This is a genomic window from Shewanella sp. HN-41, from assembly GCF_000217915.1.
In the GTDB taxonomy this organism is placed as follows: Bacteria; Pseudomonadota; Gammaproteobacteria; order Enterobacterales; family Shewanellaceae; genus Shewanella.
The window spans coordinates 1-21,904 of record NZ_AFOZ01000013.1; the positions used below are offsets into that span (position 1 = coordinate 1).

Genomic DNA, 21,904 nt, shown 5'->3' on the forward strand with positions numbered 1-21,904 from the left:
GTCGATACGGAGTCCCTACGTGTGGGTGAGAGTAACGAATTGAAGTATTAGCCCAAGGCGCGGGTATCTTCTATACCTCTCCTGCACCGGGTGAACCTGACTTCGTGAAAGAAGGTGATATTGTCACTGTTGAGCAAACTTTAGCGCTGACAGAAGCGATGAAGATGTTCTCACAGGTCAACTTGGCAGGCTTTAACCGCCAAGGTGCCGTACTCTATCCTGAGGATCAGAAGTATCGCATCGAGCGCATCCTGAACAGCAATGGTCAGCAAGTGTCTCAAGGTGACTTACTGTTTGTGGTATCACCGGTAGAAGCTTAAGCATTCTAGCCAAACGATATTCAATACCCGCCACTGGCGGGTATTTTTTTATCTCTTTGTTAAGCTATAGGGCGGGCGATTGGTATTATCACCGCATCGCATATACACTTTTTAAATCTAAATCAGCTAAGTCTTGTGTTTACTTGAGAATATTGATGAGTATTCGGTATTGGTTGCTAGCCTTATGTCTGTCTTCACCTCTGCAGGCATATGCCGAGCATTTGGCTTCGACCTATTTAAGATCGGCGGAGGAAAGTGCCGGAACCAGTGAAAAAGTTATTCGCTACTGCGTTGACCCTGACTGGTTGCCCTATGAGGCCATTCGTGATGGCAAACATGTGGGTATATCCTCCGACTATATCCAATACATTCAATTCCACACGCCATTAAAATTCAGTTTGGTTATCACAGGTTCTTGGAGCGAAACCTTGTCTTTCTTGAAGAATGGGCGTTGCGACTTGACCCCATTACTCAATAAAACTGCTTTGCGGGAGCAATATTTGCACTTTAGCCAAGTGTATTTCCGTTCGCCTAATGTGCTGGTATCTCTGATGGAACAACCCTTTTTGCAGGGGTTTGACAACATAGGTGGGCGTATTTTAGCTGTGCCTAAGGGGTATCGATTGGCGGAATATATCCATCATTATTATCCCCAAGTTCAGACGATCACCGTGGATAATGAGCCTGAGGGGCTGGAGGCTGTGCTTGCCAAACAAGCGGATCTGTTTGTGGGTTCAATGTATTCCGTGAATGCCTATATCCAACAAACGGGTTTCAATCACCTTAAAATTGCCGGTTGGGGTGGGCCCGAGGATGAATTACGCATAGGTGTCAGTTTAGGAAATGAGGCATTGTTACCTATCATCAATCAAGCCCTCGAGACTATCAGTGAACTTGAACATATTGAAATTTATCGAAAATGGAATAATGTTACTATTATCGATGAAACCAATTATCGACTGATCTACCAAATCATTGCCGCTACCTTGTTTATCCTTCTCCTCCTCGGTTCACGCACTTACTTGATGATTCAATATAACCGCCGCTTAACGAGCAAAAACCTACAGTTAGAAAGGTTGCATCAGCAACTTGAGGAAAAGAATACCGAGCTGGAGTTTTTATCGACCCATGATCCCCTGACTAAGCTTTATAATCGACATTACTTCGATCGACATTTTATGGATGATCATCGGGCATCGGAGCATGTGGATCCCGCCATATGCTTGGTGATGGTGGATATCGACTACTTTAAAGAAATTAATGACACTAATGGCCACTCCATAGGCGATAAAATTCTTATCGAACTCTCAGCCGTATTACAACACTGTGTGCGTGATTGCGATGTGGTTGCACGTTGGGGCGGGGAGGAGTTTGTGATCCTTTGCCATCAATCCTCACTCCCCTTGATTCAGTCATTATGTCAAAGGATCGTAGGGACGATACGGGAGCATGAATTCAGTGATGGCGTGCACTTAACCTGCAGTTTTGGCATCGCAAAGCTGATGGAAAATGAGCCGATGCAATCCTGTTTCGAGCGAGCAGATAGGGCATTATATCGAGCTAAAGTACAAGGCAGAGACCAAGTTTGTGTCGATGAGGTGCTCTAACCTATATCAATTTGACGTTAATCTGTGATTTAGTCTCGGCATTTGTCATTTTAATTAAGGGAATCCACATTTATCCGATTAATTGACCCGAGTTTAATGTTAATAGCTTACCGTTGTTACAGGTGACAGGGGGCTCAGGAAGCTGTTTTTGTGTACCCGTAGGCGGTAAAAGGCGGGAAAAACATCAATATCATTTGAAATCCGCTATTTTCTCAGGTTTTTATCAGTTGTTTGAAATTTAAGCTGAAGTATTTTATTTGGTTGTTTTCATGTGTTTTTCTTCGAATATTTTTCAATTTTATCGCCACTTTATTGTGAAAATGTGCAAGAGCCATTTGCGCAGAGCTAGGTTCCAATTTACAATATGCGCCTAAAATAATCTGATGTGCGGTGTGTCGGTTGTTTGTCGCATACTCCGTCTACTTCTTAAACTAATCATTAAAGTTGAATCATGACCGAATTATCCAAATACAGAAACATTGGTATCTTCGCTCACGTTGACGCGGGTAAAACCACGACCACCGAGCGTATCCTTAAGCTAACCGGTAAAATCCATAAAATCGGTGAAGTTCACGATGGTGAATCTACTACTGACTTCATGGTACAGGAAGCTGAGCGCGGTATTACTATTCAGTCTGCTGCCGTAAGTTGCTTCTGGAAAGATCACCGTTTCAACGTTATTGACACCCCTGGGCACGTTGACTTCACAGTTGAAGTTTATCGTTCTCTGAAAGTGCTTGATGGCGGTATCGGTGTATTCTGTGGTTCTGGTGGTGTTGAGCCACAATCAGAAACTAACTGGCGCTATGCGAACGAATCTGAAGTTGCTCGTATCATCTTCGTAAACAAGTTAGACCGTATGGGTGCTGACTTCCTACGTGTTGTTAAGCAAACTAAAGACGTGTTAGCGGCTAACCCACTGGTTATGGTTCTGCCAATCGGTATCGAAGACGAATTTACGGGTGTTGTTGACCTGCTAACTCGTAAAGCTTACGTGTGGGATGATTCTGGTTTACCAGAAAACTACACAGTAACAGACGTTCCTGCTGACATGGTTGACCAAGTTGAAGAATACCGTGAAATGCTGATCGAGACTGCTGTTGAGCAGGACGATGCAATCATGGAAGCTTACATGGAAGGCGAAGAGCCATCTTTGGAAGACATCAAGCGTTGTATCCGTGCGGGTACTCGTACTATGGCATTCTTCCCAACATACTGTGGTTCTGCGTTCAAGAACAAAGGTATGCAACTGGTTCTGGATGCTGTTGTTGATTACTTACCAGCACCAGATGAAGTTGATCCACAGCCTTTGACTGATGAAGAAGGTAACGAAACTGGCGAATACGCTATCGTTTCTGCCGATGAGCCATTGAAAGCGTTAGCGTTCAAGATCATGGATGACCGTTTCGGTGCCCTGACTTTCGTTCGTCTCTACTCAGGTCAACTGAAGAAGGGTGACACCATCCTAAACAGCGCGACGGGTAAAACTGAGCGTATCGGCCGTATGTGCGAAATGTACGCTGACGACCGTATCGAAATTGAATCTGCTCAAGCTGGCGACATTATCGCTATCGTGGGCATGAAGAACGTGCAAACTGGTCACACTCTGTGTGATGTTAAGCACCCATGTACATTAGAAGCCATGGTGTTCCCTGAGCCAGTAATTTCTATTGCTGTTGCGCCAAAAGATAAAGGCGGCTCTGAGAAAATGGGTATCGCTATCGGTAAGATGATCGCTGAAGATCCATCATTCCGCGTAGAAACTGACGAAGATTCAGGTGAAACCATCCTTAAAGGTATGGGTGAACTTCACTTAGATATTAAAGTAGACATCCTGAAGCGTACTTACGGTGTTGAGTTGATCGTAGGTGAGCCACAAGTGGCCTACCGTGAAACTATTACTCAAATGGTTGAAGACCAATACACCCACAAGAAACAATCTGGTGGTTCTGGTCAATTCGGTAAGATCGAATACATCATCCGCCCAGGTGAGCCAAACACTGGTTTCGTATTCAAATCTTCAGTTGTAGGTGGTAGCGTTCCTAAGGAATTCTGGCCTGCAGTTGAGAAAGGTTTCGCGAGCATGATGAACACTGGTACTATCGCTGGCTTCCCAGTGTTAGACGTAGAGTTCGAATTAACTGACGGTGCTTACCACGCAGTTGACTCATCAGCCATCGCGTTCGAAATCGCTGCTAAAGCGGCATTCCGTCAGTCTATCGCTAAAGCTAAACCACAACTTCTTGAGCCAATCATGAAAGTTGACGTGTTCAGCCCAGAAGACAACGTGGGTGACGTGATCGGTGACTTAAACCGTCGTCGCGGCATGATCAAAGACCAAATCGCAGGTGTGACTGGTGTTCGTATCAAGGCTGACGTACCGTTATCAGAAATGTTCGGTTACATCGGTTCACTACGTACAATGACTTCTGGTCGTGGTCAGTTCTCTATGGAGTTCTCACACTACACGCCATGTCCAAACAGCGTATCTGAAAAAGTGGTTGCTCAAGTTAAAGAGCGTAAAGCTGCTGAAGCTAAGAAGTAATTCTTAACTCGACACGCATAGAGACCGCTGCTAAGCCCTAGGCTAGCAGCGTTTTTTTTATGGGCGATACTTTGGTTGACGGTTGACGGTTGACGGTTGACGGTTGACGGTTGACGGTTGACGGTTGACGGATTCTTAGGACTCGGTCTTTTGTTTACTTAATTCCAGTAGGGCATTGGCTGCGGGGGTTAAGGGTAAACTCTGGCGCCAAATCAGGGCTAAGTCCCAGGTCATGGCGGGTTGCATGGGTTTAAAGACCAGTTTGCTGGTACTTAACCTATGGCATATGGGTTCTGGTAAAATCGCTACCCCCATATCGGCTTCGACCATGGCCGCAAGAAAGTCCCATTGGCCACTGCGAAAGGCGATATTCAATTGCACGCCAGCCTTACGACTGAGCCTATTTATCAACTTAGCGAGGGAGAAGTCCTCGTTATAGAGAATAAAGGGATAAGGCTCAAAATCCTGCCATTTGATCTGGGGTTTATCGGCTAGGGGATGCCCCTCGGGTATGCAGGCGAGTAAAGGATACTTAGTGAGGGGTTGGTTCACCAGTTCGACTTCATGGGTGGTCGGCAGCGCGGTAAAGGCGATATCTAAGCTGTTGTTCAGCAGGGCCTGTTCGCAGCCAAAACCGCCGTATTCATACATTTGCAGTTCAATTCCCGGATAGCGCCTCCGGTAGCTGGTCAACAGACTGATAATCAAGCTGCTCATCATTGGGCATACGCCCAGTCTAAGCCGCCCCGATTTTAGGCCACTCAGGTTACTCATATCCTCCTGCAATCTATGCCATTGGCCGAGGATTTCCCGCGCGCTGTGCTCAAATATTTGTCCCGCCTGGGTGAGCTCTACCTTTTGATTGTTACGGATAAGCAGTGTCTCTCCCAAACTCTCTTCGAGCCTTTGGATGATCTTGCTGAGCGTCGGTTGGGTGATAAAGCATTTTTGGGCGGCACGGGTGAAGTTTTCCGTTTCGACCAGAATCAAAAAACATTGCAAGGTCTTGATTGGAATGTTCATGCTGAAATGGAATCCATTGTATGGCGTTAATTCATTTTACTGATGATGGCCTAAGTATTACTTTGAGCTTGTTAACAGAACAGGAGATTTATCGATGAAATTCACATCAAGTTTATGGGTAGGGGCTTTGTGGCAGGCGGCTATGCCTGAGGCAAAGAATGTGCAAACAGCTAAAACGGCGCAAACCAGATTAACGGCTCCAGCGGGTGATTTGCATAAAGCAAAACAACAAGTAAACCCAGCCTAGGCTGGGTTTTTACTTTTTTAGTATTCTTCGCGTTTTACACATTTCTCCACCTTTATCTTTCCCTCGCCTAATATCTCACCGCACTGCTTTTTAAACACAGAGTTTTTACACTGCTTTTTTAACCCTGAATGGCGCAAAAGCTTATCTCTAAGACTTTAAATTTGGGAGAGTAAAAAGCCACTGGATTAGCAGTGGCTTTTACGGGCAGGGAAGTGCTGTTTTATTGATTTGAAAACTTGTTCTCGACTAAGGGCATCTTGTTTTCCGCCTGTGCGACATGGCACTGGGTACAGAAATAGTTCTGGCCATTGAGCGTACCCTTATCGTCGATAACGTGGGATCTTGCCACTGGGGTTGCCTTCATACGTTTTGCTTTATCCCAGCTATGACAGGTTAAGCAGCCATTCTTATCTAAGGTTATTTTGTAATCATCCTTATGGGGGATCAGTGGTGGTTGGTCGGTAAAGCTGCGCTCCAATGCTGTTCCACGACTCGGATACACTGGCATAGCATCGGCAGGGCGAATATCCGTGACCGCGCTATCGCCTGCGAGGGACTTGATATTAACGGGCGCTGGATTGATGTCCGTTTGCTGGCCTGAGCAGCCGCCGATGGCTAATACAATCGCGGCTAAGGTGAGTATTTTTTTCATTGGTCATTCTCCGCCTTGGGGGCAATGTGTTGACGAATTGGTGAAGAGATAAGTGGCGACTGACTATCGGTCGAGTCACCTGTATTCAGTGGAGTCTTAGCTCCAGTAAAACGAGTTTGATAGCGAAATACGCGTTGTGCGCAGACATCGATACAGCGACCGCATTGGGTGCAGTCAGGGCTTGATATCACCGGGTTTTGCCCTTTTAACGCGGGTTTTAATACCTGGCGTTCGGGGCAAACGGCAAAGCAGTCCATGCAGCTATCACAGGCACTGGCTTTGCTAGCGACGATTTTGATGGGGCTCCATTTGCCGACTAAGCCGAACAGGGCGCCCGTTGGGCACAGGTGACCGCACCAAGCACGCTCGGCGATAAACAGATCCAGCAGAAATATCGCCACCAAGATCCATAAACCACTGAGGCTGCCAAATAGCACGGCGCGATAAACTAAGGGCACAGGGTTGACCCATTCCCAAATCAAGCTGCCAGTGAGCAGCGGCAATAACAGCACGAGTGTCAGCAGGTAGTAACGTAAATTGCGCGGTAACTCGCTGGTGCGAGGGAGGTTCAGTTTACGTCTAAGCCAGCTTGCGGTATCGGTAACCAGATTGACCGGACACACCCAGCTGCAAAACACCCTGCCACCGGCGAGGGCATAAAACATGATCACCAAGGCAGCGCCTATCAATAGGCTAAGCTCGGGAATATGCCCGCTAATGAGCATTTGTAAGCTCACCAGTGGATCGGCAAAGGGAATGGTATCGAGTAATAAACTGGCCGATAAATTACCCTTAAATAGCCAAATTCCCAGTAATGGCCCAAGTGCAAATAAGCCTAATAAGCCGAATTGCACCGCGCGGCGTAGTAGCAAATATTTGTGCGCGCCAAACCATCCGAGTTCTGCAATGGCTGCGGCATGTTCGCCTTGCATGTAGGCTTTGGCCTTTGAGTTCATGGTCTGGTTATTCATAGACTTGTTACTGACAGACTTGTTACTCATAGGCTCAGCCCCTTATTCAACATCTCTAGGGTGGTTTCCTCGGTGTTGATATAAGTGTCATGCGCCGCCGCTTTACCGAGCGCGAGGGCAGTCGGTAACACCTTAATCGCGGCCGTGTCGAGCACGCAGGCATGCTCGCATTTACCGCAACCCGTACAGGTATCGCTGTTGACTGTGGGTAAAAACATGGCGTGGTGATCGCTATGTTGATTGCGTTGGCGTTCTAAGGTGATGGCATTGTCGATTAACGGACAAACCCGATAACAAACGTCACAACGTAATCCCTTAAAGTTAAGGCAGTTTTTCTCATCTATTAGTACCGCAACCCCCATCTTAGCGTCGCTAATTTGCTCAAGTTGAGGATCAAGCGCTCCCGATGGGCAGGCTTTTATGCAGGGAATATCCTCACACATCTCGCAGGGAATGCGTCTTGCGGTAAAGAATGGCGTACCAGTGGCGGCGCCATCAAACCAACGTGCCAGCGATAGGGTGTCGTAGGGGCAAGCCTCAACACACAAGCCGCAGCGCACGCAGGCAGAGAGAAAATCGCTTTCTTCAAGGGCTCCCGGCGGTCTGCAAGCTTGGGGGGCGAGCTGGCCTTGGCTTTTTGCCGTAGCCGTCAGGCCTAATCCCACAAGTCCCATCACGCAGCCAGCCTTAGCCGTCGTTGCCAAAAACTGGCGACGATTGACTTGCTTGACTGTGAATGGACTCTTCACTTGCTGACTCACCTTAGACTCCTTAATCGCTTTCAAATAAGCTCATCGCTATCAAATGAGGGCTTAGGCCTTCATCACTTTTACTGGGCACTTCTTAAAGTCAGTTTCTTTTGACAGTGGATCGGTCGCATCCAGAATCAACTTGTTGACTAACTGACGCGCATCGAAGAAGGGCATAAACACCACGCCGCGTGGCGGTTTGTTACGGCCTTTGGTTTCGACACGGGTTTTGACCTCACCACGGGGAGAAGCGACTATCACTTCATCACCGCGTTGTACGCCACGGGCCTTAGCGTCTTCTGGATGCATGAAGATTTGAGCATCGGGATAGGCACGGTATAGCTCAGGGACGCGGGCGGTCATCGAACCTGTATGCCAGTGTTCGAGTACGCGGCCGGTAGACATCCACAGATCGTATTCAGCATTAGGCTCTTCTGCCGCAGGCTCGTAGGGCAGGGCGAAAATCACCGCTTTGCCATCGGGTTTTCCGTAGAAGTTAAAACCTTCACCCGCCTTCACATAGGGATCGCTACCTTCAACGAAGCGGCGTAGGGTTTCTTTACCCTCAACCACAGGCCAACGTAGGCCGCGGGTTTCGTGGTAACGGTCAAAGTCGGCTAAGTCATGGCCATGGCCGCGACCGAAGGTGGCGTATTCTTCGAAAATGCCTTTTTGTAGATAGAAGCCAAAATGCGCGCTTTCATCGTTTAACTCGGCTTTACAATCTGTGGTTGGGAACTTGTTGATGACGCCGTTGGCAAACAGCACTTCATAAAGCGTCTTGTCAGCGTATTCTGGCTGTTTAGCGATAAGCTCAGCGGGCCAGACTTCAGACACTTTAAAGCGTTTTGAGAACTCGACTAATTGCCACAGATCCGACTTAGCTCCCTCAGGCGCTTTGACCTGTTGATGCCACATATGGGTGCGGCGCTCGGCGTTACCGTAGGCACCTTCTTTCTCTACCCACATAGCGGTGGGCAGGATCAAGTCAGCTGCCATGGCGGTGACGGTTGGGTATGGATCTGAGACTACGATAAAGTTTTCAGGGTTACGGAAACCGGGATAAATTTCATCGTTGATATTCGGGCCCGCCTGCATATTGTTGGTACACATGGTCCAATAGCAGTTGAGCTTACCGTCTTTGAGCATGCGGCTTTGCAGCACGGCATGGAAGCCCGGTTTTGGCGGAATCGTGCCTTCTGGCACCTGCCAGACTTTTTCAGTGATGGCGCGGTGCTTATCGTTATTCACCACCATGTCCGCAGGCAGACGGTGAGCAAAGGTGCCGACTTCACGGGCGGTACCACAGGCCGATGGTTGACCCGTTAATGAGAATGGGCTGTTGCCTGGGGTGGCGATTTTGCCTGTGAGTAAGTGGATGTTGTAGAGCATGTTGTTTGCCCATACACCACGTACGTGTTGGTTGATCCCCATGGTCCACAGACTCATGACTTTGACCTTAGGATCGGCATAGGCCTTAGCTAAGGTTTCTAATCTTTCAGGCTCCACACCACTCATTTTCGCCGCATATTCCAGCGTATAAGTGCTGACGAACTTAGCGTATTCTTCGAAGCTGATAGGGCTGGATTTGCCATTGCCTGGGTTTTTGGCTTTCTTCTCTAACGGATGATCTGGGCGCAGGCCATAGCCGATATCATCCACACCGAGGGCAAACTTAGTATGTTTAGTCACAAAGTCGGTATTCACGGCCTTGTTTTGGATGATGTAGTTAGCGATAAAGTTGAGGATCACAAGATCTGACTGTGGGCGGAACACCATAGGGTTGTCCGCTAGGTCGAAGCTGCGGTTCTCGAAGGTCGATAACACATGCACGCGGCTATCTTTGTTGCTTAGACGGCGATCCGATAAACGCGCCCACAGGATTGGGTGCATCTCGGCCATGTTGGCGCCCCAGAGCACAAAGTGATCGGCTGCTTCTAAGTCATCGTAACAGCCCATAGGCTCGTCGATACCGAAGGTACGCATAAAGCCACCCACGGCCGATGCCATACAGTGGCGGGCGTTAGGGTCGATATTGTTGGTTAAGAATCCAGCCTTATGCAATTTAGAGGCGGCATAACCTTCCCAAATGGTCCATTGGCCTGAGCCGAACATACCGACTGAGGTTGGGCCCTTAGTGGCGAGGCTGTGTTTCCACTTTGCGGCCATAGTGTCTAAGGCAACATCCCAACTAACTGGGGTAAACTCGCCTTCTTTATGGTATTGGCCATCCTTCATCCGCAGTAGCGGCGTGGTTAATCTGTCCTTGCCGTACATGATTTTCGACAGGAAATAACCTTTAATACAGTTCAAACCACGGTTAACTGGGCTTTCGGGATCGCCCTTAGTCGCGACCACTTTACCCGCTTTGGTGCCGACTAATACGCTACAACCCACACCGCAGAAGCGGCAGGGTGCTTTATCCCACTTAATGTTATCTGACTCGGCGGCTTCGACCATTTTCACGGGAAGCGTGACGCCAACGGCCGTGGCAGCGGCAACCGCTGCGTTAGCCTTGAGAAACTCGCGGCGGCTAATGCTCATAGTGTTTCCTCACTCTCTTGTTCTAAGGGTTCTACTTGGTGGTAAATCAAACTGGCGGATAACACGCCGGACAGGGCATTGATGGCTTCAACATTGTCGAGAATGGCTTTTTGGCTATCCCCTTCGAGGGTGATAACGAACTTCCCCTCGGGTGAAACGGCGTGGATATCGCAGCCCTTTAATGCGGCAATATCGGCCTCAACCTGTTGTAAGGCATTCGGGGCAGCATGTACCACAAGGCTGGTGACATGGTATTCCTGACTCATAGCGGGTGACCTTTAGGTGGTGTTCACTCAGTTGCTGGAGATAAAAAGCGGGGCAGCCGAGTGCTGATATAGGCGAGTCTAGACCTGATAAAAATTGTGGGTATACCTCCGAAGAGGTATTGAAGGGGATAGTCGATCCGGATCAAAGTTTTACGCGTGATCTAACTCTCAGTTTGAAATTTAAGCAGCCGACTACCTTTTATACAGAACCCAGATTGCCTGTGACCCGTCTGCTAATAGGGAAATTCCCTAGTCGAAAACAAGGGGTTCTCCGAATTCCGCCTTGGCTGGCAGGGGCTATGATGTATCAGGATTAACGAAAAGGAGGACGAGTATGAAAGTCCAATCCTGTATGACACCCGATGTCAGATGCATCAAGGCTGAGGAGTCTCTTCTGCAAGCCGCAAAAATCATGTGGGAGGTCGATTGTGGTGCGTTACCCGTTCTTAACAATGAGTTGCAAGTCATCGGCATGGTCACCGACCGTGATATCGCCATGGCAGGGTTCATTCAGGGACGACCCTTACGGGACATCTTGGTCAGTGAAGCCATGTCTAAGTGCTTGGTCAGTATCGGCATCAACGATGAGCTCTCAGTCGCAGAAGAACTAATGCAATCCAAACAGTTAAGACGTCTTCCTGTGTTGGATGGCAAGCAGCAACAGGTCGGCATCCTTTCCCTTAATGACATCGCTCGGGCTTACAAGGCCGACAGCGGTAAGGCCATCAAAGCCAATGAGGTGGCCGACACTTTAGCGTCCGTTTGTACCCACAGAACCCTGGCGAAGGTTTCATCCATCGCCTGATCCATTAACCATAATAGGAGCAAGATTATGAACCTGTTTCCCACTCTCGGTACTGGTAGTCAATTGTCCCGTTGGGACCCCTTCAATGGCATGGGTTCCCTCTACGACAGTTTATTTAATGGCGGATCGGCATTTCCTATGGAAGTACGTTGGAGCCCTTCCATGGATGTGTTGGAAAACGATCAGGAAATCCTAGTGAAAATGGATGTACCCGGCATGGAACGCAAGGATCTGAGCGTTGAAATTGATGACGGTGCTCTCATTATTCGCGGTGAACGCAAGCATGAAAAGGAAGACAAGGGTGACAATTATGTGCGCCTCGAGAGAGGCTATGGTAGCTTCCTGCGCAGTTTCCATTTACCCGATTATGTCGACCAAGGTCATATTAAGGCTGAATGTAAGGATGGCCTGTTACAGGTTCATCTGAGCAAGATCCCTGGCAAGAAAAAAGAAGTTAAGACCATTAGCATCAATTGAGGCTTTTGTTACTATTAATCCTAAGATGCCATGCCTCACGCATGGCATCTTATTGATAGGCAGTATGTTATGCAAAGGGAGTAGGTATGGCAGAACCGCTTCCAACCCTTAAACGCCGAGTTTATGTTTGTCTCTAGGCCTAAGTTTTATGCTCCTCACTGCCCCATCTTCGCCCAACTCGACAATTCAAAACAGTTAACACAGATAATGTCGGATAAGTCGTTAACTTCAACGCTTATGCCATCGGATCTTCTATAATTACTAACTCTCTATATTAACCTTGGGTTTCGAAGGCTACATCATGGTTGGTGACATGAATCAGACTCTGCTGGAGGAAAGCAGCGAGGAATTACGAGCCATTCTACAAGCGGCCGCTGATGTTATTGTTATCATTGATTATCGAGGCACTGTTCTGCATGTTAACTCAGCGCTTCAGAGCTTATTCGACTACAAACCACAGGAGTTAATCGGGCGGAATATCTCGCTGTTGATGCCTGAGCCCTACGCCAAAGAGCATGATGGTTATATTGACCGCTATCTGCGGACGAACGAAGCTAGAGTCATCGGTATAAATCGGGAATTAGTGGCTAGGCGCAAAGGCGGTAGTCTGTTTCCCATTAACCTATTAGTCCGCAGAGTCGAGGGCTTTCCTCGGTTTGTTGGAATTATCCGTGATATGTCCGAGCAGGTACTATTGGAAAGGGAAGCCCTGCAATCCTGTGAGATAGAGCGTAATCGTATCAGTCGGGAACTCCATGACGATCTTGGCCAGAATTTAACGGGACAAGCTATGCTAGCGCGAGGACTGGCCAATCAGTTGGAGAAAGACGGTCATGCCCTATGGCAGCCATTGCTGAGTTTAAGCGAAGAATTACAGCAGAATGTCAGAAATATTAGGAATGTGATCAACGAGTTGGCCACGGTGGAGTTGGAGGAGCAGGGTCTAGAGGTGGCGCTCAGGCGCTTTATCGACAAATGCAATGGCTATGGGGAAGCACAGGTGCGGATGGTATTTAGCGGCAAGTGGGCTGTGGGGGATTATGGTGTAGAGGTCCAGTTGTATAGGATCGCCCGTGAAGCTGTGTACAACGCCTTAAAACATGCCGAGGCTAGCCTCATAGAACTGCGACTAGAGCAAACGGCCGAACATATCTGTCTGGATATTCAAGACGATGGTAAAGGCCTGTCACCGACGTTAAAGATCCGTGATGGTCGGTTGATCAAGGATGGCCAAGGATTGCGCAACATCTACTTCCGCGCCCATGTGATAGGCGCTAGGTTGAGTATTGAGTCCTCTGCCAATAAGGGCACCCACATCCAATGTCTTTATGCTAGGTCAAAACACAGTCACAACACAGGACAATGGTATGAACAGGATATTGTTGATCGATGATCATCCGGTTTATCGCCGTGGAATGGCCTCACTGATAGAGGCCGAGACGGATCTGCAATTATGCGGTGAAGCAGAGTCTGTGCCTGAAGCTCAGCGTTTGGTGCATGAACTTAAACCTGATGTGCTGGTAGTGGATCTCAACTTGGGGGAGGGCTGCGGCCTGCAACTGATCAAAAGTGTCCGTGCTCAGGACATCCACACGCCGATACTCGTGATCTCCATGTATGAAGAAAATCTGTTTGCCGAACGGGTGATCAGGGCTGGCGCCAACGGCTACCTCAACAAGGCTGAAGCTGTCACCAATATTGTGCCCGCCATCCGTCAAGTACTAAAGGGGAAATTGTATCTCAGCACTGTGATGGCCGAGCAGCTGCTTCGCAGTCAATTGCAGGGGCAAAGCGACATTAACTCCCCCTGTGCGTCCAGATTGTCTGACCGTGAGATGGAAGTCTATATGATGCTGGGACAGGGTTATTCCACCAAGCGGATCGCAGCTGAGCTACACCTAAGCAGTAAGACTGTGGACTCCCATAAGGAGCATATCAAGGAAAAACTTTGCATCGCGGACAACAACAGTCTGATCCGGCACGCCGTAGCCTGGGTGATGGAGTTATGACCTTGAACCGCGCTCCAGATCCCGTCCCCGACATTAGCCCACTATTCAGGATATGTTGCTCTGAACTGGAAAATTCTCTCATGTTACTGGTCATGGCGATATGGCTACATCTACTCGTTTGGGATTTAACCATGTCACACTACTTTTCTTATCTTAGTCGGTGGGACAGCTGGAAAAGCAGGAACAGGAAGGGTGCCTTCGGACATAGCGATACAAAAATCGCAGCCTGAACTGCACGAACAAACAAGTGGTGGGTATTATAGATACAAAAATTTTAGAGACAAAAAAACCGACGCTAAGGTCGGTTTATATCTCTTTAAGAGATGGTACCAGTGGCCAGACTCGAACTGGCACGCTTTTAAGGGCGGCGGATTTTTAATGGATGCTGTGTAATATTGCTATTATTTTCATATTGTTATGATTTAATGTGCAGACTTTTCAAACCCACATCAGACGCAGATGATGAGCAAACAGGTCGAACGACACTACATCTCCGACAAACTATACATCTACCTGCAAGATAATAGCGAACGTTGGTATGCTCGGATTAAAGTCGCGGGTAAGTGACACGCCAAAGCAACTAAGCAGAAAGAAAAAGCCATTAGTACTATGGAAGAGATTATCAAAAAGGAAAAGGGCAAAGATAAAGATAAAAGCACAAGTTCACGACCTACATTCAGCTTTTGCGAAAGTATCATATCCCTTTCTTCGACCGTACTTACATTACCTCAATTGATAGTGAGAAGCTGCGTGAATTTGATAAATGGCGTATTGAACAATTTGATAGAGTCCCAGCCAAATCGACACTGCTAAACCACAATGCCGCCATGCAGTTAGTGTTCAAAGAAGCCGTTGACCATAAATGGATGCTGGCAGCTCAAGAGTCCTCTTTATCGGCCAATGGTGCAATTATTGATTTTAAAACAAACTGCACTTTAATTATGCTTAAAGTGCAGTTTTAGCGAGTTATAACACTTACTCGACGTATCAGCGGAGAAAGCGCTTTAACATAATTGAACTCAGACAAGTATTACTTAATAGCCTTGAATTTGTAGAACTCCAAAATTGCTACGAGTAAAGTCTACACTTCTTGCTTAATGGTCAAATTCAGTATGCCACTACAGGACACCTCAGCTTTTACAACACCGCATTTAATATCACCACCATGTCCAAATTACAGGCAATGATAGTAACTTTTTAGGTTTCCTAGTGGCAACTAATCGCTGATAGGAGCTCTAAAAAAGGAGGGAGATAGCTAACACAAGTACATACATCACAAATATTTATACCAAATTATCTTTCAACTTTATATTTGACCCTATTCACATATTCTCAATAAAAATCATGAAATTTCAATTTCACCATCGGAAATAAGATTATTTCAATCATTGAAAAACAGGGGCGAGCTCATAAATCGAAAAGTTAACCATAGTATGATCTAATAATAACCTTGGCAACAAGCATACAAAGAGTTCATATTGATATGCAAATAAAGCTAAGGGTTCAATAAAGTGAATATAGATAATCTTAATTACCTTCAACTTAGAGTTTTGCTTTCCATTTATAAACATCGACAAGGCAACATTGCTGCGGCGGAACTTGGCTTATCAAACTGTAACGTTACTCGTACGTTAAATATACTACGCGATATATTTATGGACTCATTGTTCATTCGGAAGTCTCATGGATTGATTCCAACAAAAAAGTTAGAAGAACTCATTCCACATGCTAAATATCTGGTTGAACAATATCAATTGCTTGAGCGCCAACATTCTGTTTTTACTCCTAATGAATCGGGGGGGCATTTTGTAATACGCGCCTATGATGAATTTGTTTATGCTGTTCACACCGTGATCGCTAATTATATTCAACCAGAAGCACCCAATCTTAGATTTGATGTCCGTAGCTTAAGTCACGACTGTAACAATGAGTTAATTACAGGTGATATTGATTTTATTGTTGTTTATGAAGGTTTTGATGACAGCCGACTGAACAGCGAAATATTTTCAGAAACCGGAGATATCTATATTTTGGCTAATCATAATCACCCCATATTAGAGGGTGAGATTTCATTGGAGCAATTGTCACATTATCCTTTATTAGAGATCGATAACTATAACGATCTCAGTTGTCCATTACTAGTCAATCTTTGTCGCGATAAAGGGTTGCAAATGGATGTTGCGGGTTATACAGACAGTGTTGCAACAGCCATGCAAATGCTAGCGAAATCAGACTGCATCACGCTAAGTTGTAATCAATTCACTCGTCAATTTGTCGATATGATCCCAACAGTAAGTTACCGAAGGTTAAATGATGAAATGATTAAGGATATTAAGGAAATTCGTAGCGAACAAAGAGCAGTTGGAAATTATATTCTCTATGGAAATATCAATAACTCACTCGCATTCAATTGGGTTAAGTCAAAACTAATTTACGGATTAGAAAGAGAATGGCGATTAGCCTCCACTATTTAGATATAAGTCACGCGTCAATAAAGAGGTAGTTAATGGAGTTCACACTTTTTTGCATCACAGCATTTTCCGCTTATCTTGTGTTAAAAAAACCAGAAAAAGAGTCGCTCGCAGATAAATTATTATTTGGTTGCATTGGTTTAAGTTTCTTCATTTGGATAATGATGTCCTGGGGCATTTTACTTCCTGTCGGCAATTACTAAAGGGTTACCATGAAAGAGCATTTATTTAACAAGCTAGCTTCATTTGCTTCTATTATTATCATGGCATTACCCGTTGGTATTGCTTGTTTTATTTTTGGTTTTATCTATTTAGATAATCCTTGTGCTTTCTGTTGGCAAGAACGTACCGCCATGATCTTAGTGGCGCTAACGGCACTCTATATCGTCCGGTTTGGCCTAAAACCTAAATATATCGCCGCGTTAATATGGCTTGGAATATATGGTGCCTTTATGGCCTCAGTTCATACCTCTATCAATTTAGGCAGTGATATTGGCCAAGGTTTCTCACTGAAAATCATGGGCGCTCATACCTATACTTGGGCGCTATTCGTGTTTGTCGTTGTGCTTATTGTGGTGGCATTACTCATGCTCACACTGGGTAATAAATTCCCAAGTAACGGCTACGGTAAGCAACCACTCGATACACTTCCTAAGATTGCCTGTGGGGTATTCCTGATCGTGATCAGTGGCAATATTGTTCAAGCCTTTACGCAAACCGGCCCCCTTCCCTTCGTCGGTCAAGACAGCCCTGGCCGAGTCTCTTTTAATCCTCAATACATGAGTTGGGAACTCGACCACTGGCCAACTTATGCGCCTAATGCCCGTGGTGCTTACGCCATTGATAATCCTGATATTGAGACTTGGCAACCAACAGAACCGCTATTTGCAGAAGCCCCTAGAGTGAAATTAGCCACAGAACAAGTACTGCCATCGGAGATAAGTGGACGCGTGACAGCCATTGACTATCAGGCCGAAGCACAAATTTATGCTCTGACGACGACAGACAATTGGGTCTATATCCTCGATAAGCAGATGCAAATCCTCAGCAAGGCGCAAATTGATGGCATGTATATGCTGCATATTGAAACGCTTCAGGGGGTTACCTTTACTTCAAGCAACAGCCTACTGGTAATGGGCTTCAATAAGGCATGGGCTGAATTAACCCTAGATCCTACACAAAACTGGGAAATGAACTATCGCCGATTCAACCAGAGTAGCGATGGCATAGGTGAAACCGCTCGCGGCCAATTCAGCACTGTACGCGCTAAAACCAGCTACAGCTTGGTATTGGGGTACAGCAGCACTCTCGCACAATTTGTCACTGTGACGACCCGCGATGCACTCAATGAACACTTAGTGTTATCACGCTTTGACCGCACAGATATGACCCTATCTGCCGAATCTAATCTACAAGGACTCCCTGCATTACCACAGATAACGGGCATCAGCGTTCAAGGCGAGCAAGCCTGGATCCTCAACAACGACGGTAGCGAGGTACTTAAGCTCAATCTGCTCACAGGCGAAGTAGCGCCTATGGCCAAACTGACTGGCACGAACAATCCACAAGGACTGTTAGTACAGGATGGCAAGCTGTTGACTATCAGCCAGATCAATGGGCAAAACCAACTGCAAACCTATGTGATGTAAGCAATTTCGCCCCGGGATTCTCTCGGGGCATGCCGGTTCCCCGGCGATATAAAAGGCACAAAGACAATAATCAAAACGAACCTAAGGTTCAAATCATGGTGGGTGATGACGATGAAAATCGATAGACGCACGTTTTTACAGGGAGCTGCGGCAAGCGCTGTGCTGTCCTCTCTGTCAGGGTTAACCCCCGGCATAGCACATGCCAAACAATCAGGTACCAATACTGGGCTATTAGCTAAACGAGAAGGTGAGATAAAATACCACACCTGCCAACGTAACTGCGCCGACCGTTGTCTGCTCAAGTTTACTGTGCAAAATGGCCGTATGACCTATGTCGAAGGTGCTTCAGAGATGAAGAAGATGGGGACCTCTCCCTGCGTAAAAGGCCATGCCTATGTGCAATACACCTACGCAGCGGATCGTATTCTCCATCCAATGGAACGTGCTGGCGCAAAAGGCGAAGGTAAATGGCGTCGCATCTCTTGGGATGAAGCTTATGCCAAAATTGCGAGCCGATTACAGCAAATCATTAAAGACCACGGTGCAGATTCTATTCTGCCTTACAGCTACTCAGGCCATGAGGGCGTTATCGGTAAATACGGCGGACCAAGTCGTTTCTTTAATGCTGTTGGTGCACGAAAGCTAGACCGAAAAGTGTGTGTATTCGCCGCTTATGAGGGCTTAAAATCGGTCACAGGGACTTATCAAGGTCCCGATCCGTATGACAACATCTATACCAACTGCTACATCTCTTGGGGGCAAAATGAAACCGCCACCAATGTGCATGGCATTAAGTTTATTAACCAAGCGCGCGATAAAGGTGCCAAACTGCTGGTGGTTAACCCCATTCGCACTCCTATCGCCTCACAAGCTGATATTTGGCTACAGCCAAGACCCAGTACCGATACTCATTTAGCCTCTGGCATTATGAAGTATTTGATTGAAAACAACTTGGCCGATCTCGAATTTATTAAAGCAAACACCTTGGGCTACGAGCAACTGCTTACCCGCCTCAATGAGATGAGTTATGAAGAGATTGAGCGCGTCACTGGCGTTCCTAAAGCCAAGATGTTTGAGTTTGCTAGAGTCTATGGTGAATCAGAGCTTTCTGTATTGCGCTTAGGCTATGGCATGCAACGTAATTACAACGGCGCACGTATGTCTCGCGCCATCGCAATGATGCACGCTGTTGCAGGTCAATACGGCAAAATCGGTAATGGCTTTATTTACGATAACACCCAAGCCGATGACAGCTTAAATTACAGCAAAGGCCGCGCCGACCATATTCATCCTAATCCAGATACCGTGGGCCACGTGAATATGACCGAAATCGCCAAAGCGCTCGATCCAGAAAACCCAATGGCTTACGGCAAGCCGATAAAACCAATTAAAGCGGTAATTAACTACAATGGTAACTTTGTCTCGGTAGCCCCAGATTCAAACGCCTGTCGCCGCGGTGCGATGCGTGATGATCTGTTCTTAGTTGTGCATGACTTCTTGATGACGGATACCGCTGAACTGGCTGACATCATTGTACCGTCAACCACCCAGTTTGAATTCCCTGATATGGGTACCGACTACAACTGGTATCACATGCAAACCTCTGAAAAAGTTATCGAGCCTTTAGGTGAATCTAAAGATAACTGGATCTTCTTTAAAGAGTTGGCTGCACATATGGGACTCGATCATTTCCCTGAGTTACGTGTCGATTATGAACAGATCTTGCGTGATTTCCTCGATACTGAAGAGCCTGCGTTTAGACACAACAACATTACTTATGAGCAAATCATTCGCGACAAATTTGTCACCGTCTATGACCAACGTCCCTATTTCGGCGATGGTAAATATAAGACCGAAAGCGGCAAAATTGAGTTCTACTCAGAGATGATGAAAGAGGCAGGTTTCCATCCTGTTATTGATTTTGGGCTACCTGAAGATGAGATGGTATCTGCAGAAAAAACACTGCCATTCCGCCTGCTGTCACCTGCGATTCCGCAACGCGCCAACAGCTCATTCTATAACGTAAAATATATCCGTAACTTCCCAGCCTACTTCGCCAAGATCAACAGCGAAGATGCCGCCGAATTGGGGATAAAAAATAACGATAGAGTCAGACTCAATAACCAACGAGGCGAAGCCTTCTTTATTGCTCAGGTATCTACCCAAGTGGTACGCGGAACCGTGATGGCACCTAAAAATAACTGGCGCCGCATGGACCCTCAAGGTAAAGCCAGCTGTACCAATAACCTGACCACCGACACCTTGACCGATATGGGCGGCTGCTCTGCATATCATTCTACCCGTGTCGCGATTGCCAAAGCCTAAGGAGTAACTGATGTCATTAAATAAGAAAGTGGGCTTTGTATTCAGACAAGAGAACTGTGTTGGCTGCGGTGCGTGTACCGTTGCCTGCCAAATCCACAATGAATTGCCCGAAAACCATCGTTTTCGCAAAATTGATCGCTATGAGGTAAAGCGCGATGACGGTGCGATTGATGTGTGGCTGTCCCATGCGTGTATGCACTGTGAAAACCCAGCATGCCTAATGGTCTGCCCTGCCAAAGCCTACCATGTTCGTGATGATGGCATTGTGGTACTGGATCGAGAGAAATGTACCGGATGTGGCCTTTGTGCCAGCGCCTGTCCTTATGCTGCGGTCAGTATTCGTGAAGATGATGGTAAAGCCGACAAGTGCAATATGTGTGTCGAACTACTCGATCGCGGCATGAAACCAGCTTGCGTCAGTGGTTGCCCTGTGGAATGTCTCGATGTTGGCAATCTGCAAGAGGCACTCAAACGTCCATCTGCGAGTAAAAAAGGCATTGGTTATAGTGACTGCATTACTAAACCCAACATGGTAATCATTAAGGAACGCGCATAATGACAACCCAATATGGTTCCACGGCTATGGCTTATCATGCCTTTAAAGCAATGATGTTTGTACCTTCAGATCTCAATGCGTTAGCAGGGGTAATTACCTATCTGCAGCAAACGCGCCCAGAAAGTCCATTACTGGATGAGGCGCTGAAGTTTAGCAGTGATGCATCGGAGTTAGAGTTCGACTTTAACCGTATGTGTATCGGGCCATATAAGTTATTAGTCGCCCCCTACGAATCAGTATATCTCAGTGGTAACCATCAAATTTTTACCGAAGAAACGGTTCGAGTGGCGGAGTTTTACCAGCAAATTGGCCTCATTATTGACGATGGATTTAATGAACCCGCCGATTTCATCGGTAATGAACTTGAATTCCTTTACTGCTTACATGCAATGGCTTCTGAGCAGCATGCACTCGATAAACATGAGTATGTGTTAGCACTTAACGAACTTGCTGATGAGTTTCTTGAAAGGCATCTAGGTCGTTGGATAACCCCGTTTTGCGAGGGAATTATCCAACACGCTAGTCAAGCATTCTGGCGCGAGTTTGCCAAAGAGCTACTGCACTTTATCAATGGCCAACATCCTCCAGTTAAGCACTAACTGGTCTTCTAATGAGTCGTCTATTCGTGAGCCAGTGTTAATCACGGCTAGGCCCGTACGCGAACTAAATGTATCGCAAGGAGTTATTA

Annotated in this window: 19 protein-coding genes and 1 pseudogene; 14 read left to right on the plus strand and 6 right to left on the minus strand. The window is 46.7% G+C overall.

Features of this window, described 5'->3' with window-relative positions:
* The 3 genes and pseudogenes from SOHN41_RS01630 to fusA form a co-directional block, all read left to right on the plus strand.
* A pseudogene (locus SOHN41_RS01630) lies at positions 1-320 on the plus strand (acetyl-CoA carboxylase biotin carboxyl carrier protein); the annotation flags it as partial.
* 155 nt (positions 321-475) lie between these two features.
* Positions 476-1,927, plus strand: a complete 1,452-nt coding sequence (locus SOHN41_RS01635) for a diguanylate cyclase (protein WP_007644862.1) — start codon at positions 476-478, stop codon at positions 1,925-1,927.
* 451 nt (positions 1,928-2,378) lie between these two features.
* Complete coding sequence (gene fusA / locus SOHN41_RS01640; protein WP_007644864.1) at positions 2,379-4,472, plus strand: elongation factor G; 2,094 nt, start codon at positions 2,379-2,381, stop codon at positions 4,470-4,472.
* Between the two features lie 135 nt (positions 4,473-4,607).
* Here fusA and SOHN41_RS01645 read toward each other — a convergent pair whose 3' ends face one another.
* A complete protein-coding gene (locus tag SOHN41_RS01645) occupies positions 4,608-5,495 on the minus strand; it encodes a LysR family transcriptional regulator (protein ID WP_007644865.1) in 888 nt (295 codons plus the stop codon).
* 94 nt (positions 5,496-5,589) lie between these two features.
* Here SOHN41_RS01645 and SOHN41_RS01650 point away from each other — a divergent pair, with 94 nt between their 5' ends.
* Positions 5,590-5,742: a hypothetical protein gene (locus SOHN41_RS01650; protein ID WP_007644866.1), complete on the plus strand. Its 153-nt coding sequence runs from the start codon at positions 5,590-5,592 to the stop codon at positions 5,740-5,742.
* Positions 5,743-5,962: 220 nt separating this feature from the next.
* On the opposite strand, the gene napB is transcribed toward SOHN41_RS01650, so the two are convergent.
* The 5 genes from napB to SOHN41_RS01675 are packed head-to-tail and all read right to left on the minus strand — an operon-like array spanning position 5,963 to position 10,924.
* Positions 5,963-6,394 (minus strand): nitrate reductase cytochrome c-type subunit NapB, encoded by a 432-nt coding sequence (gene napB, locus SOHN41_RS01655; RefSeq protein ID WP_007644867.1) that lies wholly within the window; start codon positions 6,392-6,394, stop codon positions 5,963-5,965.
* Complete coding sequence (gene napH, locus SOHN41_RS01660; protein ID WP_007644868.1) at positions 6,391-7,350, minus strand: quinol dehydrogenase ferredoxin subunit NapH; 960 nt, start codon at positions 7,348-7,350, stop codon at positions 6,391-6,393. Before napH ends, napB begins: the two co-directional genes overlap by 4 nt.
* Before the next feature lie 41 nt (positions 7,351-7,391).
* Entirely contained in the window at positions 7,392-8,126 is a 735-nt protein-coding gene (napG, locus tag SOHN41_RS01665) for a ferredoxin-type protein NapG (RefSeq protein ID WP_037457833.1), read from the minus strand.
* Positions 8,127-8,177: 51 nt separating this feature from the next.
* Positions 8,178-10,658, minus strand: coding sequence for a nitrate reductase catalytic subunit NapA (gene napA / locus SOHN41_RS01670; RefSeq protein WP_007644871.1), 2,481 nt, complete (start codon positions 10,656-10,658; stop codon positions 8,178-8,180).
* Positions 10,655-10,924, minus strand: a complete 270-nt coding sequence (locus SOHN41_RS01675; protein WP_007644873.1) for a chaperone NapD — start codon at positions 10,922-10,924, stop codon at positions 10,655-10,657. Before SOHN41_RS01675 ends, napA begins: the two co-directional genes overlap by 4 nt.
* A gap of 334 nt (positions 10,925-11,258) precedes the next feature.
* Here SOHN41_RS01675 and SOHN41_RS01680 point away from each other — a divergent pair, with 334 nt between their 5' ends.
* The 10 genes from SOHN41_RS01680 to SOHN41_RS01730 all read left to right on the plus strand — a co-directional run bounded on the left by SOHN41_RS01680 (position 11,259) and on the right by SOHN41_RS01730 (position 21,815).
* Positions 11,259-11,729: a CBS domain-containing protein gene (locus tag SOHN41_RS01680; protein ID WP_007644875.1), complete on the plus strand. Its 471-nt coding sequence runs from the start codon at positions 11,259-11,261 to the stop codon at positions 11,727-11,729.
* Between the two features lie 27 nt (positions 11,730-11,756).
* Positions 11,757-12,206 (plus strand): Hsp20/alpha crystallin family protein, encoded by a 450-nt coding sequence (locus SOHN41_RS01685; RefSeq protein WP_007644877.1) that lies wholly within the window; start codon positions 11,757-11,759, stop codon positions 12,204-12,206.
* Between the two features lie 313 nt (positions 12,207-12,519).
* Positions 12,520-13,599: a PAS domain S-box protein gene (locus SOHN41_RS19565; protein ID WP_158091847.1), complete on the plus strand. Its 1,080-nt coding sequence runs from the start codon at positions 12,520-12,522 to the stop codon at positions 13,597-13,599.
* Positions 13,574-14,215: a response regulator transcription factor gene (locus SOHN41_RS01695; RefSeq protein WP_007644881.1), complete on the plus strand. Its 642-nt coding sequence runs from the start codon at positions 13,574-13,576 to the stop codon at positions 14,213-14,215. Before SOHN41_RS19565 ends, SOHN41_RS01695 begins: the two co-directional genes overlap by 26 nt.
* 683 nt (positions 14,216-14,898) lie before the next feature.
* Positions 14,899-15,177 (plus strand): hypothetical protein, encoded by a 279-nt coding sequence (locus SOHN41_RS20250; RefSeq protein WP_007644883.1) that lies wholly within the window; start codon positions 14,899-14,901, stop codon positions 15,175-15,177.
* A gap of 549 nt (positions 15,178-15,726) precedes the next feature.
* Positions 15,727-16,689, plus strand: a complete 963-nt coding sequence (locus SOHN41_RS01710) for a LysR family transcriptional regulator (RefSeq protein ID WP_037457837.1) — start codon at positions 15,727-15,729, stop codon at positions 16,687-16,689.
* A gap of 209 nt (positions 16,690-16,898) precedes the next feature.
* The gene (locus SOHN41_RS01715) at positions 16,899-18,335 is read left to right on the plus strand and encodes a disulfide bond formation protein B (RefSeq protein ID WP_007644891.1); all 1,437 of its coding nucleotides are present in this window, start codon (positions 16,899-16,901) and stop codon (positions 18,333-18,335) included.
* Between the two features lie 111 nt (positions 18,336-18,446).
* A complete protein-coding gene (locus SOHN41_RS01720; protein WP_007644893.1) occupies positions 18,447-20,660 on the plus strand; it encodes a molybdopterin-dependent oxidoreductase in 2,214 nt (737 codons plus the stop codon).
* Positions 20,661-20,670: 10 nt separating this feature from the next.
* Positions 20,671-21,216, plus strand: a complete 546-nt coding sequence (locus SOHN41_RS01725) for a 4Fe-4S dicluster domain-containing protein (RefSeq protein WP_007644894.1) — start codon at positions 20,671-20,673, stop codon at positions 21,214-21,216.
* Positions 21,216-21,815 (plus strand): TorD/DmsD family molecular chaperone, encoded by a 600-nt coding sequence (locus SOHN41_RS01730; protein WP_007644895.1) that lies wholly within the window; start codon positions 21,216-21,218, stop codon positions 21,813-21,815. The genes SOHN41_RS01725 and SOHN41_RS01730 overlap by 1 nt, the downstream gene beginning before the upstream one ends.
* Positions 21,816-21,904 lie beyond the last annotated feature (89 nt).

Bases quoted from the DNA above. Each gene is read 5' to 3' on its own strand.
- SOHN41_RS01635 (WP_007644862.1), top strand. From the start codon at position 476: ATGAGTATTCGGTATTGGTTGCTAGCCTTATGTCTGTCTTCACCTCTG.
- fusA (WP_007644864.1), top strand. From the start codon at position 2,379: ATGACCGAATTATCCAAATACAGAAACATTGGTATCTTCGCTCACGTT.
- SOHN41_RS01645 (WP_007644865.1), bottom strand. From the start codon at position 5,495: ATGAACATTCCAATCAAGACCTTGCAATGTTTTTTGATTCTGGTCGAA.
- SOHN41_RS01650 (WP_007644866.1), top strand. From the start codon at position 5,590: ATGAAATTCACATCAAGTTTATGGGTAGGGGCTTTGTGGCAGGCGGCT.
- napB (WP_007644867.1), bottom strand. From the start codon at position 6,394: ATGAAAAAAATACTCACCTTAGCCGCGATTGTATTAGCCATCGGCGGC.
- napH (WP_007644868.1), bottom strand. From the start codon at position 7,350: ATGAACTCAAAGGCCAAAGCCTACATGCAAGGCGAACATGCCGCAGCC.
- napA (WP_007644871.1), bottom strand. From the start codon at position 10,658: ATGAGCATTAGCCGCCGCGAGTTTCTCAAGGCTAACGCAGCGGTTGCC.
- SOHN41_RS01675 (WP_007644873.1), bottom strand. From the start codon at position 10,924: ATGAGTCAGGAATACCATGTCACCAGCCTTGTGGTACATGCTGCCCCG.
- SOHN41_RS01680 (WP_007644875.1), top strand. From the start codon at position 11,259: ATGAAAGTCCAATCCTGTATGACACCCGATGTCAGATGCATCAAGGCT.
- SOHN41_RS01685 (WP_007644877.1), top strand. From the start codon at position 11,757: ATGAACCTGTTTCCCACTCTCGGTACTGGTAGTCAATTGTCCCGTTGG.
- SOHN41_RS19565 (WP_158091847.1), top strand. From the start codon at position 12,520: ATGAATCAGACTCTGCTGGAGGAAAGCAGCGAGGAATTACGAGCCATT.
- SOHN41_RS01695 (WP_007644881.1), top strand. From the start codon at position 13,574: ATGAACAGGATATTGTTGATCGATGATCATCCGGTTTATCGCCGTGGA.
- SOHN41_RS01715 (WP_007644891.1), top strand. From the start codon at position 16,899: ATGAAAGAGCATTTATTTAACAAGCTAGCTTCATTTGCTTCTATTATT.
- SOHN41_RS01720 (WP_007644893.1), top strand. From the start codon at position 18,447: ATGAAAATCGATAGACGCACGTTTTTACAGGGAGCTGCGGCAAGCGCT.
- SOHN41_RS01725 (WP_007644894.1), top strand. From the start codon at position 20,671: ATGTCATTAAATAAGAAAGTGGGCTTTGTATTCAGACAAGAGAACTGT.
- SOHN41_RS01730 (WP_007644895.1), top strand. From the start codon at position 21,216: ATGACAACCCAATATGGTTCCACGGCTATGGCTTATCATGCCTTTAAA.